We start from the raw sequence: 16,326 nt of genomic DNA, 5'->3' as shown, positions 1-16,326 counted from the left end.
GACGCCCAACCTGCAATCACCCACGCATCACGTGGGATCGGGTGCGGGCGTGTCCGGCCCGCTCGCGGGCAGCTCCGGCTTGCCCACGTACTCCGCCGGCGGCTCTCCGGTCAGGCTCCCGAGGAAGTCGACCATCGCCGACAGCTCGTCCTCGGTCAGATCACCCTTGCCGAGCTGGTGCTGCGCCATCTTCTGCACCATCTCGTCGAGCGAGGCGATCGAGCCATCGTGCAGGTAGGGTCCCGTCTGCGCGACGTTGCGCAGCGACGGCACCTTGAAGAAGAACTCGTCCTCGGGTCGGTTGGTCTCCTTGGCCCGACCCTTGTCGGTCAGGCCCTCCCACGGCTTGACGACGCCGAGCTTCTTGAGCGAGCCACCGCCCACGGCGGGGCCGTCGTGACACTGCTTGCAGTCCTTCTCGATGAACAGATCGAGCCCTCGAACCTGATGCTCGGTCAATGCGGTGAGCTTGCCGGCCAGGAACCGATCGAACGGCGCCGGCGTGACCAGCTGGCGCTCGAAGGCTCCGATCGCCTGCGCCATGTTGTCGTAGGTGATCGGCTGCTCCTGGCCCGGGAACGCGCTCGCGAACGCCTCCGCGTAGCCCGGGATCGACTGCAGCACGACCAGCACCGCGGCCTCGTCGGGCATCGCCATCTCGACGGGGTTCAGCACCGGGCCCTTGGCCTGCTCTTCGACATTGCGCGCACGCCCGTCCCAGAACTGCACGACCTGCAAGGCCGCGTTGTACACGGTGGGCGCGTTGCGGTCGCCCATCTGACCCTTGTGGCCCATCGAGGTCTTGGCTCGCGCGCCGCCCTGTTCGCGGATGTCCACGCCGAAGCCTGCGAGGTCGTGGCAGGTCGCGCACGCGATGTCGTGGTTCTTGGACAGCCGGGTGTCGCTATAGAGCATCCGCCCCAGGGCGATCTGCTCCTCGGTCGCCGGGCGACGTGGATCATCCATCGCCTCGGGCAGCGGAGCGAAGTGCTGCTTGGCCTTCGAGAGCACGGCCGCCACCGAGACCGAGTCCGGACGCGGCGGGATGTGGGGAAGCGGCTGGGGCCCCTCTTCGCCGTGCGCTCCGTGGTGGGGCTCGTCGAACTTCGTGCGAGCGCCGCCCGCGTTGGGGTCCTGGCAGCCGACGAGGGCCAGGGCGCAAACTGTGAGCGCGGCGCCGACCGAGCCCGCGCTACGAGAGGAAGAGCCCTGGAACGAACCCTGCTTCATGACCGCACCCTTACACCTGGAGCCGGCCCGAGGCAACGCCTGGCGCGATTGCCTCCCTTGGGCGGGCGCTGGCCTCGAACGCCGTTGCTCGCAGATCCTGCGGTGCCCGGCGTCGTCGGCCCGCCCGCTCCCCGCGGGGCGCCGCGGCCCTCGATGGCTTGCTCCGCCGGTGCGGCGCTGCCAGGATGTCGGACGATGCGACGCGGCATGAAGGCACTGATGATCGGCGTGGCGCTGGGGAGCGCCGGGCTCGTGGCGGGCTGCAAGGGCGGAGCGGCCACGCCCACCGAGAGGCTATGGGTGTCTGGGGTTCCCACCAGTCCCAAGGCCCCGCTGACCGCCTTCGTCACCATGCGCTCGGAGAACAAGGGCGAGGGCTACCTGGGAGCCTTCTACCAGGGCTCGCTCCTTCGCGGCGGACACGAAGTGTTCGAATGGAAGGACACGGGCAAGGATCGAGCCAGCGTGAGATTCCTTCAGGACGATGTCGAGGTGAAGCTGACCCTGTCGCCATGCAATCCCTCGACCGGCTTCGACTACTGTCTCGAGCTTCGGGGCGATTCCCCCTACGCTCGTCGGTACCAGTCCCGCAAGCGCTGGATCGTGCGCCGCCCCGGTCGCACGCGCGACGCCGCGGCGGGCCTGGTCACCCATGCCATGCTCGAGCTGGCCGACGACGACGACGAGCTGGCGCAGGCCCTCGACCTCGCCGCCGAGGCGGCTGGGATCTCCCACGAGTGAGCGCCTCCAATTCATCTTCATCGGAGTCCCCCGCTCCACCTCGCGAGGGCCGTGCTGCCGCATGGCCCCGTGGCCTCACCCGCCGCGAGTGGCTGGCTCGTGAGCCCTTCACCCTGGTGCTGGGTGCGGGGTTCTTCGGGTTCTTCGCCCACACCGGATTCCTGCAGGCGCTCGAGGCCGCCGGCCTGCATCCACGCCGGATCGTGGGTTGCTCGGCGGGTGCACTGGCGGGGGGCCTATGGGCCGGCGGGCTCTCGGGCGAGGTGCTCGCCCAGGAGCTCTCGGCCCTGCGTCGCGAGGAGTTCTGGGATCCGGGCCTGCCGCTGGGGGGCCTGCTGCGCGGGCGCAAGTTCAACCTCAAGCTCCAGCAAGTGCTCGCCCGCGGGGGGGTCGTGCACCTCCACGAGTGCCGCGTGCCGTTCACGGCCATCGTGCACGACGTGGTGGGTCGCCGCCCGCTGGCCATGGACCGCGGTCGGCTCGATCTCGCCATCCAGGCCTCGTGCGCGGTGCCGCTGATGTTCCGCCCCGTGTGGGTCGACGGCAGGCTGCTGGTCGACGGTGGCGTGTCCGACCCCGTGGGCGAGCTGGCGCTCGCGCCCGACGAGCGCGTGCTCATGCACTACCTGATGCCCTCGAGCCGTCGCTTGCTGCGGTCCGGCCGAAGGGCGGCACCCGCCGACGTGCCGGGGCGGCGGCTGATGGTGATCACCCCCGACCTCCCCCGCGTCAACCCGTTCCGGCTCGAGCACGGCCCCACCGCGCTGCAGCGAACGCGCGAGCACCTGTCGCGCTGGCTCGACGAGCGGCTGACCTGATCGGGCTCGCCCCCACGCGATCGGGCTTCTCGCACGGCGTGGTGGCGCGACGCCGAACCCGAGTCGAATCACCCGATCGGGTTGGTCATGGGCGTGCTGTCGCCCTCGCAGCCCCAGCCGAAGTTGTCGAGGAACACGTAGCTGTCGAGGATCGAGTCCGACAGGTCGAACACGGCCAGCACCAGCGTGATCGTCTCGCCCGGTGTCACCGGAGCCACGCTCTGCAGCCACTTGGTGCCCGCGTGCCGTGCCATGCAGGTACCCTGGAATTCTGCCAGTCCTCCGCCATCGTCGCGGAAGTCGAGGAAGCCCGCGTTGAGCGAGATCGGGTTGCCCATGTTGTCGAACGAGATGTTGCCGGTCCAGCTCTCCGACTCGAGCCAGCCGATGTACATGTCGTTGAAGGCGCTGTTGTAGTACCAAGGGTACTCGGTCGAGAAGAACGCAAAGTCGTAGTTGATCGAGTTGTTGGTCACGGGCACGTCGGCCACGATGCGGATCTCGGTGTAGTCGTTGGCCGAGCCACCTTGGTTGAACTGCCCCTCGATCGTGTTGGAGCAGTCGCCGGTGCCGAGCAGCGCCGGGTTCGTCGCGCAATCGCCACTTACGTCGTAGACCTGAATGGGCGCGGGCAGGGTGGTGCCCATGTCGTACTCGAGCCCGAGGTCGTCGTTGCAGTGCGTGGGGTCGATGTCGAGGTCGCCGGGCGGCGTCGGGAGGTCGAGGTCGGTCACGAACCCGCTGCCCAGCACCGCGAACGCCGAGCCCTCGCGCGGGTCCCACTCGCCCGTGGCGCCAAAGCCCGTGCGCACCGCCATCGCGGCCGGGCTGCCGAAGGTCGTCACCTCGACCTGCGCATCGCCGGGGCAGTTCAGGCCCAGCGCAGAGATCATGCTGTTGGCTCCCTGGTCGCAGGGCGTGTGCGTCGAGGGGACGCACTCGCCGCAGTCGCCTCCCTCGGCGCAGGGCATGGTATCGCCCGTGCCCATCACCACGTCGAGCTTGCCGAGCGTGTCGTCGCCCGGGTCGTCTTCGCTCCCCGTCGACGTGAGGGGCAGCGTGGTGATCCCCGTGGTGAACGGAACCGTCGTGGCTTCGTCCGAGGACGAGTCGTCGGTGCAGCCCGAGGCGAGCACACCGAGCGTCAGCAGAGACGAGCACGCAAGGGCCAATTCACGCATGATGCCCACGCTAGCAGGGGCGCGGGGTCGTTCATAGGGTTGCGAGGCCCTTCGGGGGCGTTGCCGGCGGCGGCGCGGGTCGCCGCCGTTCTCGGCGCTCGTGGGGACGGCCTGCGGTCAGAGCTGCGGGGCGGCCGCACCAGCGCGAGAAATCTCCGTATCGGGACTCGTCCTGAAGGAACGTGTCGGGGAGAGCGTGTCGGGTCGGGTCCTGCTCGTCCGCAACTCGTCCCCTATGGTCGGCCCGCGTTCGGTATAACCCGCCCCTCATGTCGAACGAAACGCCGCCCCGCGCCGAGAACGGCTCGGACGTCACCGCCGCGCTCCTCGCTCGGCTCGGTGATCGCTTTGCTGCCTTCATGAGCTCGTTGACCCGTCCCGTCGTGTTCTTCGACATCGAGGCCACCGGCACCGATCCGATGTCCGACCGGATCGTCGAGCTGTCGGTCGTGCGAGTGGAGCCCCCGCCCGTCGGCCTGCTGCCTCCCCGGACCTGGCGCATCAACCCCGAGGTCCGCATCCCCACCGAGGCCAGCGAGATCCACGGCATCGTCAACGAAGATCTCATGGCCTCCCCCACCTTCGCCTCGCTGGTGCCCGAGCTGGTGGAGGTGTTCGAGGGGGCCGACCTCGCGGGCTTCAGCGTCGGGCGCTTCGACGTCCGCATCCTCGCGGCCGAGCTGGCGCGCGCGGGCTCGTCGCTCGACCTGTCCGCCAGCCGGGTGATCGACGCTCAGGTCATCTATCACCAGCGAGAGCCGCGCAACCTCGCCGCGGCGCTGCGCTTCTACTGCGGGCGGGAGCTCGTCGACGCGCACGGAGCCGAGGCCGACACGATCGCCGCGCTCGAGGTGTTCGCCGGGCAGCTCGAGCGCTATCCCGATCTGCCGCTCGACGTCGACGCGCTCGACGACGAGTCCAGCGCGCACAACGACGCCTACTGCGACGGGCAGCGGCGCTTCATGTGGCGAGACAACGAGCCGGTGTTCAACTTCGGGCGCATGCGGGGCAAGAGCCTGCGCGTCATCGCCTCCGATCCCATCGAGCGCAAGTACCTGCGGTGGTTCCTCGAGGGCAGCTTCGACGAGGACGCCAAGGGCATCGTGCGCGACGCACTCCAGGGCCGGATCCGCCGCCGCGCCACCAGCCGCCGCCGCGCGGGCTGAGCCACGAAGTCGGCTACGGCAGGTCGGGGGGCGCGCCGCCCCCTGGGGGCGAGCGAGGTGCTGGTTTGGTCACGGCAGGTCGCGGGAGGCGTGCCGCCCCCTGGGGGGCGAGCGAGGGGCTGGTTTGGTCACGGCAGGTCGCGGGGGGCGTGCCGCCCCCTGGGGGGCGAGCGAGGGGCTGGTTTGGTCACGGCAGGTCGCGGGGGGCATGGTTGATGAACCGCAGCGACGGATTGTCGAGCACCACCGTGGTCCCGGGGGGGACGCTGCGGGTGAGCCACACGTTGCCGCCGATGGTCGAGCCACGCCCGATGACCGTGGTGCCACCCAGGATCGTGGCACCCGCGTAGATCGTGACGTCGTCCTCGAGCGTGGGGTGACGCTGCTCCTGGGGCTTGGCGTCGGGAGCCACCGACAGCGCGCCCAGGGTTACCCCCTGGTAGAGCTTGACGTGCTCGCCGATCACGGTGGTCTCGCCGACCACGACCCCGGTGCCGTGATCGATGAAGAAGCTGAGGCCGATGCGGGCGCCCGGGTGCAGGTCGATGCCCGTGCGGCTGTGGACCAGCTCGGACATCATGCGGGGGATGAGCGGGACCCCCAGGCGGTAGAGCTGGTGGGCCACGCGGTGCACGGCGATCGCCTGCACGCCGGGGTAGCTCAGGATCACCTCCGCCGCGGACCGGGCCGCCGGATCGCCCGCGAGCGCGGCCTGCACGTCGGTGTCGAGCATGGCCCGGATGCTGGGGATCGACTGGATCAGGTCGATCGCGAGCTGGTGGGCGCGAAGGTTGATGTCCTCCTCCGAGCACGGCCGCTCGTCGCTTCCGCCCGGCTCCTCGCACAGCGCTCGCGCGATGCTGCGCTCGAGGCCCCGCAGCGCCCGGGCGCACCGCTCCCCCACGAAGTAGCGGGCCGTCAGCTCGTCGAGCTGGTCCTTGACGAAGTAGCCGGGGAAGAGGATCGCCACCAGGTCGTCGAGCAGCTGCTCGACCTCGGCGCGCGACGGCAGGTTCTGCCCGTCGAGGTGGTTGATGTTCCCGTGCTCGGCGTACGACGCCATGATGCCGTCGATCGCGTGGGCGAGCGTCTGCTGATCGGGAGGGGCGGTCATGGAGGCGAACGGAACATAACGCGGATCGAACGAGCGCAACGCGGCCACCGGCGTCCGTGACGGGGCGCCGACGCCCGAGGAGGGGCCGCTTTGTTGGGCGGCACGGTGGCTCGGGATACGATGGAGAGCGGTCGGGCGCATCCTCGGCGCCCTGACGCCACGCTCCTGCACCAGGTTACCTTGCCGTCCTCCAAGTCCTCGTCGCCCGCGTTGCGCCGTCTCGTTCGCGAGCACCTGCTCGAGCGAAGCGAAGGCCTGTCGCCCGCGTCGCTGGCCGCCTTCATCGCCGGCTGGGGAAGCGCGCTGCAGCTGCTGCGGCGCAGCCACGCCGAGCTGCCATGGGTCTCGCCCCAGGAGCACCGCTGGATCGGTGACCTGCTCGACGCCGTCGAGGATGCGACGCACCGCGAGCTCGAGGACGAGTAGACGATCGCCGCCGCTCCAGGACGACAAAGGGCGCCGAAGGAGTGCTTCGGCGCCCAGTAGATCTCGATCGGCTCGTTTGGGTCGGGCGAAGACGGGCGGCGCGATCCTGTATAAGGGAAGCCCTTAGCGCCGATCCCCGGGTTCTCCCGACCCGATCATCCCTCACTCGGGAGGGTTGCTTCGCGGAGCCACGCGCTCCGGCGACGTCGGAGGCCGATGGTCGCGAGGCGTGGGGACACCACTGAGGGAGGCGCTCGACTGGTTCGCGGCCGGCCAGTCGATCCGGTGCTTGATCATCCGCCGCTTGAGGGCGTGACGTGTGATGCCCAGGAGCTGGGCAGCCTCCACGATGCTTCCGGCGCGCGTCAGGGCCTGCTGGCACAGCAACCGCTCGGCTTTGCGGAGGTTCAGGTCTTCCAGGAGAATCGGCATGGGTCCCAGCTTAGGCGATAGCGAGCTGGTGGGAAAGCCATGAAACAGGTCTGCTGGGACGGTCTGCAGATCCGTTTTCTCACTGCGCATACGAGCAGTCAACGGCGCCTTCGACTCCGTTTGCCAGGCTCATCATTAGTTTTGATAGGCAGTGGCCGCGCGGATCCACAAAGCCGCTGCGGGGAATCCCGATAAAAGCGGACGTCGCTGGTACGACTTTGCTCGGTCGTGGTTGCCAAGCTCGCCATTCCATTGTGATGGTGTATTCACAATGCCAAGTGGGCGCCATCGAGCCGTTGCGCGAAGGGCGGTGAGCGAGACCGAGTCGTGACGTCACCGCTGGATCTCGCGTGGGTCCGCGGCGACGAGTGGCGGGCGCGGCCTCGGGCGACGAGCGCGCGAACCTTGCGTGCGCCCGGGCCAAGATCAGGACGGGCGTTTTCTTCGGTCCAACGGGCCGTACTGAGTACCATGCGGGCCACGCCGTGGCGGAATCGGGTCGAGCATCTTCGCGCCATCCCATGCGGGTGCTGATCGTCGACGACGAGGTCAACCTGCGCTTTGCGATCGAGCGGCGCTTGCGCAAGGCCGGGATGGAGACCGGATCCGCGAGCACGGTTCGACATGCGATCGATCGGCTTCGCAACGAGCCGTACGACGTCGTGTTGTGTGACCTGCGCATGCCCGGGGGCAACGGCACGCAGCTGCTGCAGTGGCTCGGCAGTTACTCGCCCTCGACCAAGATCATCGTCATCTCGGCCTTCGTCACGCCCGAGTTTCGCAAGATCTATCAGCCCACGGGTCGGCTGCGGATCGTCGAGAAGCCGATCGATCTCGACGTGCTGGTGGAGACGCTCGAGGAGTTCGGCCCGCGCAAGGGCTTCTACGGCAACGCGATCGAGGTCGAGCTGTTCGACTACGTGCAGATGATCGCGCTGTCGGGGCGCGACAAGCTGGTCGAGGTCACCACGCCCACCGGCAAGGGCCTCATCTGGTTCGAGCACGGCGACATCGTGCACGTGGAGTACGACCAGTATCGCGGCGAGATGGCCTTCTACAAGCTGCTCGGTGTCAACCGAGGCACCTTCAAGGAGGTCTTCAACCGCGAGGCGCCGATGCAGACGGTGGTGCGCTCGAGCACGCACTTGCTCATGGAGGCGGCGCGGCGCTCGGACGAGGGGATCCTCGGCGAGGACCCCGAGCCCGACGAGCACGACGACGAGACCTCGTTCGGCGACGTGGCCGAAGAGCTCGCAGCCGAGGATCCCGGGGACGTCCCCGAGGTCCCCGACGATGTGTTCGAGGAGCCGGAGCCGGAGCTCGGAGTCGATCCGTTTGCGGCCGAGCCCGAGGAGCCGTCGCCCGGGCACGACCCGGATCTCGCGGCCGAGCTCGACTACATCCTCGAGTTCGACACGGCTCCGTCCGAGCCTGCGGCGGCCGAGTCCGGTCGCGACCTGACGTTTCATTCCGGCTCCCCGGCGGGTCTGCCGGTGGTCGACGACGACGACCTGGTCGATCCGTTCGCCGAGCCCGAGGTGGAGGTCGCCGAGACCCGCGCTGCGCCACCACCCCGGCCCACGCCGGCCCCGGCGAGGGGCGTGCCCAAGCCCAAGCCCAAGCCCAAGCAGCCCTCGGCTGCGGCTGCGGCTGCGGCCGCGACGAGCGACGGCCTGATGAGCGCCGACGACCATGCGGTGCTCGAGGGGCTGACCGACGTGGAGGAGGCGCCCGTGGTCCCCAGCGGCGGCGGGATCATGAGCTCCGCCGCGATGTTCGAGGATCCCGACATGCGCGCGGTGATGCTCGAGCAGTTCTGGCAGTTCGACGGGATCAACGGAGTCGCCATCATCTCGAGCACGGGCAAGATCTTGGCCGAGGACATGCGCAACAACAGCTCGTTGGTCACCCTGGCCGGCTTCTACATGCGAGGCGCCGCTCGGCTCGCGCGGACGTTGGGCTACAACGTCTTCGACGGCGTGGTTGCGCGCTCGGTCGCCGGCCAGCAGATGGTCATGGTCAGCATGGGCGCCGCGTCGGCCGTGCTGTCGGTCGAGCCGGGTACCGATCCCGAGGGGGTCCGCGACGCAGTCATGGGGGTCGAGTGACGGTCCAGGACGCACGAGTGCAGCTGCTCCGGTTGCTCGAGGAGCTCGGCGTGGTCCAGGGAGTGCGCGGGGCGATCATTGCCACCGCCGACGGGGCGTTGTCTGGCAAGGGCAAGAACAGCTTGCCCGAGGTCACCGCCAACGACGTGGCCAAGACCGTGCGGCGCATGACCGTGGCCTCGGCCACCGTCGGCGTGCCGCTGCAGGAGCTGCTCATCAATTTCGGGGCGGCGCGCATGATGGTGGTGCCGCTGCGCGACGACGCCACCGTGGTGGTGCTGCTCGAGCGCGACTCGGCCGTGTCCGCGGTTCGCAACCTCCTCAACGCGCACCTGGGTGAGATCCGCGAGCTGCTCGACGCACAGGGCAACGACGACGACGACGACGTGGCGCCCGAGGGCGACGAGGTCGAGGACGAGATCGGTCGCATCATGAAGGGCGAGCTCGGCCCCGTGCTCGATCGCATCGCCCACCAGTACGCGATCTACGTGGGGCGGGCCGGCAAGTCGCGTGAAGAGGCGGGCGAGCTGATGCGCGAGCAGTTGCGCGAGTGGCTGCTGTGCTGCAATCCGTCGCCCTACACGCTTCCGCTCCTGGTCGACGGGCTGGGGCTGACGCTCAACGACTCGCCCACGGCGCGCGGTGAGTTCATGGAGGTCGTGCAGAACACGATCCGCAACGTACCCGCGGGGCGATGAGTGGGGCGGGACGTGGCCAGCCTCGATGGTGAGCGGACCCTCGTCGATGCGGTCATCTCCGACCTGCCCGGTGGTGTGTTGGTGGTCGACCGTGACGGCAAGGTGGTGCACGCCAATCGCACGGCACGTCGCATCCTGACCGGGAGCGACGAGTCCGAGCCGCCGCCGCTGGCGGGGCGGCTCTTGCAGGAGATCCGGGCTCCGCTCGATGCCATGCGTCGGGCGGCGCACAAGGCCGAGATCGTGGTGCCGCCGGTGGTCGTGGGAGAGCCCGCGCGGATCATCGGGTTCTCGAGTCGGCCGCTCCTGGACGGCGCGATGGTGGTGTCGTTCGCCGACATCACCGATCAGCGCGCGCGCGAGCGCGAGGACGAGCATCGTCGTCGGCTCATCGACATGGGCAAGGTGATCTCGTCGGTGGCCCACGAGATCCGCAACCCGGTGTTCGCGATCTCCTCGCTCACGCAGGTGCTGCGCGAGGAGAACACCATTCAGACCGACGGCGAGCTGATGCGGGTGGTGGAGAGGATCCTGGCCGAGACCGGCCGCATCGGTCGCCTCGTGGAGGATCTGCTGGCGTTCGGGCGCGAGCGCGATCCGAACCCCCGCCGCGTCGACGTGGTGCGCGAGATCGAGGAGGCGCTGACCGATCTGCGCAACGTCCTGCCGCGGGTGGAGGGCATTCGCGTGCCGCTGCGCCTGCACGTGGCGCCTTCGCTGAAGGCCGAGCCGCACTGGGTGGTGGACGCCGACTCGCTACGACAGGTGGTGGTCAACCTCGTGCGCAATGCGTGGCGAGCGGTGGTGCTGCGCGGGGGCGGGAGCGAGGGGTTGGTGGAGATCCGGATGTCGCACCACGGCGACGAGCACGGGGAGCCGTGGCTCGAGGTGGCGGTGAGCGACAACGGGATCGGGATTCCGGCCGAGCTGCGCAAGAAGATCTTCGACGCGTTCTACACCAGGGATCCCAAGGGCACGGGGTTGGGGTTGGCGGTGGTGCGGCGGCTGATGCAGCAGCTCGGGGGGACGATTCGGCTGCACAGCGAGGTGGACCGGGGGACCACCTTCGTGATGAGGCTGCCGCCGCCCGAGGATGGGAGCGAGGAGTAGGCGGGGACGGGGCGGGGCGATCACGCGTCTTGGGGGGGGCCGTCGCGATCGTTGGCGACCGGCACCCCGCTCGCGGGGCGCTCGAGCACCATGAGCAGCTCGACGATGCCATCGTCGTTCGTGTGGGGTGGCGTTGCGGGATCCGGATGGAATCCGCACTTGTCGAGCACGCGAAGCGAGGCCACGTTGTCCCGGGCCACCCAGGCGTGGAGGGGGCGCGTGGTCTCGTGCTCGTTCAGGAATTCGGTGAGGGCGCGCGTGGCGATGCCCCGGCCCCAGTGCTCGCGACCGAGCCAGTAGCCGACCAGGCGTGCGTCGTGTTGCTGCCAGCTCAGCACGTTGCCGACGACCTCGTCGTCGATCACGATCGTCTTGACCTCGCCCGTCGGGTTGGCGAGCACCTCGTCGTGCCAGTGAGCCATGAACGCCTCGCGCGAGCGCGAAGGGAACGCCGCCATGCGCGTCGCGATCGGGTCGCGCTGGTGCTCGAAGAAGATGGGGAGGTCGTCTTCGGCGACGTCGCGCAGCATGGGGAGGGGAGAGTACGCCGGGGAGGCAGGGCGCGGGTTGGAGGGGCCGGGCGGGGCCGGAAAGGGGCTGTGGAGGGCGCCAAGGGGTGCTTGACGGCCGGTGGGGGAGTGGAGTAGGAAACGCGCTCCCTACCCGAGACTCCTGCCCAGGTAGCTCAGTTGGTAGAGCAGCGGACTGAAAATCCGCGTGTCGGTGGTTCGACTCCGCCCCTGGGCACCCAGCTAGCGCCGCGAAAGCGGCGCTTTGCGTTTGGGGACGGGAACCACCGGGCAACCACCGGGCGACGCGAGGGAGCACGCAGGTGTCTGATCCGAAGTTCCAGTACAGCTACACGATCGTTTCGATGGACCCCGAGACGCAGGCTACCCCGGGTGGGGTTCGCCAGGCGAGAGTAGAGAGAGTCGAGCACTTCGTCTCGCTGCTTCTCGAGAGCAAGAGCATTGAGTACCTGGGCCAATACGACGAGGACGGGAGAGCAGCGCATGCAAACGTGCGCGTCGGAGTGGTCCCCTTGTAGGGGCTCACGCTTCGGTCAAATCAGCCGGTCACGCCAGCAGCCCGGCGCTCGGCTGGTGTGCGCCACCGCGATCACCGTCCGCTGCTCCTCCACGAGCGCGGTGATCACCACGTACCGATAACGGTTGACCACGAACTTCCGCACGTCGTACCGCGCGGGGAAGCCCAGCGCCGGGGCGGGGCGCCGCTACGCGGCAGGGCAGGAGCATCAGCCCTGGCCGAGTGTCCGACGGATCCGCGCCTCCACCTCGGTCCAGGGGACGGCCTCGACCTCCCCGCGCTCGAGCTGGGCGATGCGGCTGGAGACCTCGGCCGTCCACTCGGGCGACAGCGACGTCGGCTCGGTCTCGAGGGTCTCGAGGAGCACCTGAGCGAGCTCCTGCCGCTCGTCGTGGGGGAGCTTCTTCGCCTCTTCGAGGAGATCTCGAGCTGCCGATGTCATGGGGGGACAGCGTATCTCGGTGCACTGCCAGGGGCCAGCGCTGGCGAGCACTCGGTGTCGCGCGGTGCGCCAGGGGTCGATGCGCGATGGGTAGGAAGACACCCTCGGAGTGAGATCCTAGATCATTGGCCTCGTCATCCGGATGGGCCTCGCTCCAAGTAGGTGTACTGGCCTCGGAAGGCCCAGGGCCCACGTTCGGGAGGCGCCTGCCGCGGTCTGTTCACCAGATCGATCCCAGCTACGATCGACACGTGAGCGAGCAAGTCTCGCGAGCCTCGATGGTGAGCCGGACGAGGACGTCGAGGCCGCCTGGGCCGCCGAGATCGAGTGCCGCGTTCGAAGGCTCGACGAAGAGGGCAGCCGCGGTCGTCCGTGGCAAGAGGTCTTCGACGGGTGAGCTGGGCATTGCCTCACGTGAATCGCGAGCGTTGGGCAGACCATGGAGGCGGCTTCCCGAGTGCGCCTGCGCGGCGCTGGCGGGGATGCAGTAGAGTCCGGTCATGTTCGGGCCTCGCCTCGTCCTCGCGCTCGTCCTCTCCGCTGCCGCGTGCACCACGGGGCCGACGCCGCCGACCCCCACCGACGTGGCTGCGCCGCCCTCCGACGCGGAGATCACACCGTCGGGCTTGGCCCATCGTGTGCTGCGACCGAGCACCGGCACCGAGCATCCCTCGCGCACGAGCACCGTCACCGTCCACTACTCGGGTTGGACCACCGACGGCGAGCTGTTCGACAGCTCGGTGCGCCGCGGCAGCCCCTCGACATTTCGGCTCGATCAAGTGATCCCCGGCTGGACCGAGGGCCTGCAGCTGATGATGGTGGGTGAGCAGCGGCGACTGTGGATCCCCGAGTCCCTCGCCTACAAGGGGCAAGCAGGGCGGCCGCAGGGGATGCTGGTGTTCGACGTGGAGTTGCTGGAGATCAAGTGACTGGCGCCGGGGCGAAGGCTCATCGCAATCGCCAGCTACGGAGCGCCCGGCAGGAGCCACTCATCCACGAGCAATCCTTCGGGAGGTGCCTGGGTGGCCTCGTCGGGGCTGCCGGGGCCCGACCCGGGTGGGATCCAGCCCGGTGGGATGTTCCCGAACACGCGACGCGGCGGCTGGCTCGGCTGCCGTCGGCGGTCGTGTTCGGCCGGCACGGACGGATCGGCCACCAACGCATCGAGGCCGAGCCCCCCGCGTCCCTCGGAGGTGTGGCATCCCAGGCAGAACGAGTTGCCCGAGGAGTCCGGCCGGGGCACTCCGAATCGCAGCGGTCCCTCGGGGAAATTGATCGCCTCGCGCAGTGACACGGTGCCACGGGGCAGGTCGTCCAGCCGCACCGCATGGTCTGCCGTGTAGTCGTGGATGCAGGCGAAGCGCGAGCCCGAGACCCCGGCCGCTTCCGCCACCTCGGCGTGCGCCCAGGCCGGGTACTGCTCGGCGTTGGCCCGCAGCGTCGCCTCGGCCGTATCGCCCACTTCCACCAACGTGCCCCGCGCATGATTGCACGCCACCTCTTCATTGACGGTGTGCGCGAGCACGACGAAGTCGTCGACCCACCCTCGGAATCCAGTCCACGGTGAGTCCTGCCGCCCTACCACCAGGTCTCCCTCGCCGAGTGCGAAGATCGGTGGATCGGTCTCGAAGCGATCGAGCGCGAAGCCGTCGTGCCGCAGCGTGACGCTGCGGTGGCCATCGTCGATCTGCCAGCCCAGGTGCATCCACCCGTCCGAAGGGGGCAGCGACACCTCGTGCACCACGTCGTGGCCTCGAACGTAGATCACCGTGTCGCCCCGCAGCACGATCCCAGTGTCGTCCGAGAAGCGCAGGAGCTCCCGCGCCTCGTCGGGGGCCGCGCGGTCGTCGACGAAGATCCCGATGGTCAGGTCCGCCACCTCGAGCTCGGGTTGCGAGGCGAGCTCGTAGTGGATCGCGGCGTCACCCGACAGCCACAACCCTCGCCCTTCGACCCCGCCCAGCGCCACCGGCTCCACGCGGGCGGTGCCCGCCTCCACCCGTCCGTAGGCCGGGACCTCGTAGCGCAGTGATGTCGCGCCGTTTTGCAGGTGGATCTCGTCCACCTCGTTCGGCTGCAGCTCGTACGTGGTCAGCAGCCCCGCCCCGGTCAGGACGCGCACCTGGCCGTTGTGCTGGTGGGGGATGGCCATGGACCTACCGCTGCCGTCGTACAGCTGAGTGATCGAGGCCTGCATGTTCGACACGATGATCGCAGCCGGATCGAGCAGCTCGTCGAACGCGACCTCGTCGGTGGCCACTCCCGTGCTCATCACCCACACCACGTCGCGGGGCGTGACCGTGCGAGCCTGCGGCCTCCAGTTGGGCAGGTTCTGCAGCGAGTCGAGGATGTTGGCGTTGTGGGTGTAGCCGGGCGGGTACGGTCCCACGTCGCGGAACTGCTCGATGAAGCGACCCGATCCGAAGCGCACGGGTACGGTCGTCCCCGCCGCATCGACGTAGAGGTCCACCATCCAGTGTGCCTGGGGCGTGACTCCCACCGCCCAGTCGATGGAGTTGATGAGCCCGTCGAGGTGCACCAGCTTGCCGTGGGTCCAGAGGCCCGCGACCATGTAGCCGCGATCGAAGTCGATGTTCTCGGTCAGCTGCTCGCAGCCATCGTGCACGCAGCGGCGTGGAAATGCCTCCTCCGATTGCTCCGCGATCCGCCCATGGACCCCGGCCATGAACACGTTCGCGCCCTCGCGATCCACCCACGGGTAGGTGCCGCCCATGTCCTCGCCGTCGGGGATCGGGTTGCCCTCGGTATCGCGAAACGGGTACGCCGCCAGGCCGTAGGTGCCCACCATCTGCGGGTCGAAGGGCGCGTGCGACAGCGGGTGGAATGCGGTCCAGCCGGTCACGTCGCACGGCTCGGCCTCGGAGGGCAGCACCGAGTACGCCAGGTCGTAGGGGCGGATGAATTTCTGCCCGGTCTCGGGGTGGGTCCACTCGCGTGACACTCGGCCCAATCGTCCCGTCAGCAGGCGTCCGTCGACCGTCACCGCTGGCTCGGTCCACTCCGAGGTCAACGGTAGGTAGGCGCCCTTCACCGGCTCACCGAGCACGACGTCGACGAGCCGTGCATCGCGGGTCTTGGGCTGCTCCACCTCCACCGTGACCGGGGTGCCCCACAGCTGGGCACCGAAGCCCGGGCTGGTCGAGCTGATGATCACCAGGTCGTAGCAGTCGCTCCGCCCGTTGGCTCCGCACGTGTACGGGTTGGTCCTCTCGCCCACCTCCTCGAATTCCTGGGTGGGATCACAGATCGCGTGGTGACCCAGGCGGAACACGTCGGGGCCGAGCGCGGGCGGGAACCGGACGTCGAACGGCTCGGGCTCGGCGAGGATTCGAGCCCCGCGAGGCCCGGACACGATCGGCTCGTCGATGCGCTCGGGCACGAACAGGAAGAACGAGAGGTTCGTGTTCAGCCGCGAGACCTCATCGGAGCCTCCCTGGACCCGAATCGCAACTCGCCCGTCCATCGTGGTGCGATGACCGGGGACGAACGGATGCGTCCACTGCACCTCGTCGTCGATCATCGCCACGTCCCGCAGGATCGTCGGTTCCTGGGGCCGTGGATCGTACCGTGTGTCGGCCAGCTCGACCGGCTCCGGCTCCGGTTCCGGCTCCGGCTCCGGCTGGAGCTCGGGATCGGGCCCGATCTCGGGCGTGGCCTGCCCCGAATCGCCGCAGGCCGCGACGATCGATCCAGTCACGAGCCATCGCGACCACCACCGGACCCCATTCGTGCTTCGTAGTGAGAAGGCCATGCACGACGATGATACATCGCTTCGAGGGCGGGCCGATCTCG

Annotated in this window: 17 protein-coding genes and 1 tRNA gene; 11 read left to right on the top strand and 7 right to left on the bottom strand. The window is 69.0% G+C overall.

Annotation, left to right across the window (positions count from 1 at the left end):
• Positions 1-27: 27 nt before the first annotated feature.
• A complete protein-coding gene (locus OEB96_RS41760) occupies positions 28-1,230 on the bottom strand; it encodes a cytochrome-c peroxidase (RefSeq protein ID WP_266222537.1) in 1,203 nt (400 codons plus the stop codon).
• 207 nt (positions 1,231-1,437) lie between these two features.
• Here OEB96_RS41760 and OEB96_RS41755 point away from each other — a divergent pair, with 207 nt between their 5' ends.
• Together OEB96_RS41755 and OEB96_RS41750 are read left to right on the top strand one after the other, a co-directional pair.
• Positions 1,438-1,971 carry a hypothetical protein gene (locus tag OEB96_RS41755; RefSeq protein WP_266222536.1) on the top strand — a complete coding sequence of 178 codons (534 nt, stop codon included), beginning with the start codon at positions 1,438-1,440 and terminating at the stop codon, positions 1,969-1,971.
• Positions 1,968-2,789, top strand: coding sequence for a patatin-like phospholipase family protein (locus OEB96_RS41750; protein ID WP_266222535.1), 822 nt, complete (start codon positions 1,968-1,970; stop codon positions 2,787-2,789). Before OEB96_RS41755 ends, OEB96_RS41750 begins: the two co-directional genes overlap by 4 nt.
• 68 nt (positions 2,790-2,857) lie before the next feature.
• Here the strand turns inward: OEB96_RS41750 and OEB96_RS41745 are convergent, their stop codons facing one another.
• Complete coding sequence (locus tag OEB96_RS41745; RefSeq protein ID WP_266222533.1) at positions 2,858-3,970, bottom strand: choice-of-anchor L domain-containing protein; 1,113 nt, start codon at positions 3,968-3,970, stop codon at positions 2,858-2,860.
• A gap of 269 nt (positions 3,971-4,239) precedes the next feature.
• On the opposite strand from OEB96_RS41745, the gene OEB96_RS41740 reads away from it, so the two are divergent.
• Positions 4,240-5,136 carry a 3'-5' exonuclease gene (locus tag OEB96_RS41740; protein ID WP_266222531.1) on the top strand — a complete coding sequence of 299 codons (897 nt, stop codon included), beginning with the start codon at positions 4,240-4,242 and terminating at the stop codon, positions 5,134-5,136.
• Positions 5,137-5,323: 187 nt separating this feature from the next.
• Here the strand turns inward: OEB96_RS41740 and epsC are convergent, their stop codons facing one another.
• A complete protein-coding gene (gene epsC / locus OEB96_RS41735) occupies positions 5,324-6,250 on the bottom strand; it encodes a serine O-acetyltransferase EpsC (RefSeq protein ID WP_266222530.1) in 927 nt (308 codons plus the stop codon).
• Positions 6,251-6,430: 180 nt separating this feature from the next.
• Between epsC and OEB96_RS41730 the strand changes: the two genes are divergently transcribed.
• Complete coding sequence (locus OEB96_RS41730) at positions 6,431-6,676, top strand: hypothetical protein (RefSeq protein ID WP_266222529.1); 246 nt, start codon at positions 6,431-6,433, stop codon at positions 6,674-6,676.
• A gap of 162 nt (positions 6,677-6,838) precedes the next feature.
• On the opposite strand, the gene OEB96_RS41725 is transcribed toward OEB96_RS41730, so the two are convergent.
• Positions 6,839-7,108, bottom strand: a complete 270-nt coding sequence (locus OEB96_RS41725; protein ID WP_266222528.1) for a helix-turn-helix domain-containing protein — start codon at positions 7,106-7,108, stop codon at positions 6,839-6,841.
• Between the two features lie 521 nt (positions 7,109-7,629).
• On the opposite strand from OEB96_RS41725, the gene OEB96_RS41720 reads away from it, so the two are divergent.
• From OEB96_RS41720 to OEB96_RS41710, 3 genes are read left to right on the top strand one after another with little or no spacing between them, the layout of a single operon-like run.
• Positions 7,630-9,216 (top strand): response regulator, encoded by a 1,587-nt coding sequence (locus OEB96_RS41720; RefSeq protein WP_266222527.1) that lies wholly within the window; start codon positions 7,630-7,632, stop codon positions 9,214-9,216.
• Between the two features lie 17 nt (positions 9,217-9,233).
• Positions 9,234-9,914: a roadblock/LC7 domain-containing protein gene (locus OEB96_RS41715; RefSeq protein WP_266222526.1), complete on the top strand. Its 681-nt coding sequence runs from the start codon at positions 9,234-9,236 to the stop codon at positions 9,912-9,914.
• Between the two features lie 12 nt (positions 9,915-9,926).
• Positions 9,927-11,024 (top strand): sensor histidine kinase, encoded by a 1,098-nt coding sequence (locus OEB96_RS41710; RefSeq protein WP_266222525.1) that lies wholly within the window; start codon positions 9,927-9,929, stop codon positions 11,022-11,024.
• Positions 11,025-11,044: 20 nt separating this feature from the next.
• Here the strand turns inward: OEB96_RS41710 and OEB96_RS41705 are convergent, their stop codons facing one another.
• The gene (locus OEB96_RS41705) at positions 11,045-11,554 is read right to left on the bottom strand and encodes a GNAT family N-acetyltransferase (RefSeq protein ID WP_266222524.1); all 510 of its coding nucleotides are present in this window, start codon (positions 11,552-11,554) and stop codon (positions 11,045-11,047) included.
• 144 nt (positions 11,555-11,698) lie between these two features.
• On the opposite strand from OEB96_RS41705, the gene OEB96_RS41700 reads away from it, so the two are divergent.
• Both OEB96_RS41700 and OEB96_RS41695 read left to right on the top strand, forming a co-directional pair.
• Positions 11,699-11,771: transfer RNA gene (locus OEB96_RS41700), tRNA-Phe, on the top strand.
• 85 nt (positions 11,772-11,856) lie between these two features.
• Positions 11,857-12,072: a hypothetical protein gene (locus OEB96_RS41695; protein ID WP_266222523.1), complete on the top strand. Its 216-nt coding sequence runs from the start codon at positions 11,857-11,859 to the stop codon at positions 12,070-12,072.
• Between the two features lie 207 nt (positions 12,073-12,279).
• On the opposite strand, the gene OEB96_RS41690 is transcribed toward OEB96_RS41695, so the two are convergent.
• On the bottom strand, positions 12,280-12,513 hold the full coding sequence (locus tag OEB96_RS41690; protein WP_266222522.1) for an addiction module protein: 234 nt from the start codon (positions 12,511-12,513) through the stop codon (positions 12,280-12,282).
• Positions 12,514-12,655: 142 nt separating this feature from the next.
• Here OEB96_RS41690 and OEB96_RS46775 point away from each other — a divergent pair, with 142 nt between their 5' ends.
• Positions 12,656-12,910: an addiction module protein gene (locus OEB96_RS46775; RefSeq protein WP_407674740.1), complete on the top strand. Its 255-nt coding sequence runs from the start codon at positions 12,656-12,658 to the stop codon at positions 12,908-12,910.
• A 103-nt stretch (positions 12,911-13,013) separates the two neighbouring features.
• Positions 13,014-13,442, top strand: coding sequence for an FKBP-type peptidyl-prolyl cis-trans isomerase (locus OEB96_RS41685; RefSeq protein ID WP_266222521.1), 429 nt, complete (start codon positions 13,014-13,016; stop codon positions 13,440-13,442).
• A gap of 35 nt (positions 13,443-13,477) precedes the next feature.
• Here the strand turns inward: OEB96_RS41685 and OEB96_RS41680 are convergent, their stop codons facing one another.
• Positions 13,478-16,231, bottom strand: a complete 2,754-nt coding sequence (locus OEB96_RS41680; protein ID WP_266222520.1) for a hypothetical protein — start codon at positions 16,229-16,231, stop codon at positions 13,478-13,480.
• Between the last annotated feature and the right edge of the window lie 95 nt (positions 16,232-16,326).

The sequence above is a fragment of the Paraliomyxa miuraensis genome (assembly GCF_026337845.1).
GTDB classification, from domain to species: Bacteria; Myxococcota_A; Polyangia; order Nannocystales; family Nannocystaceae; genus Paraliomyxa; species Paraliomyxa miuraensis.
The sequence above is the reverse complement of the archived record's forward strand: the minus strand, read 5'-3'. Positions and strand labels throughout refer to the sequence as shown.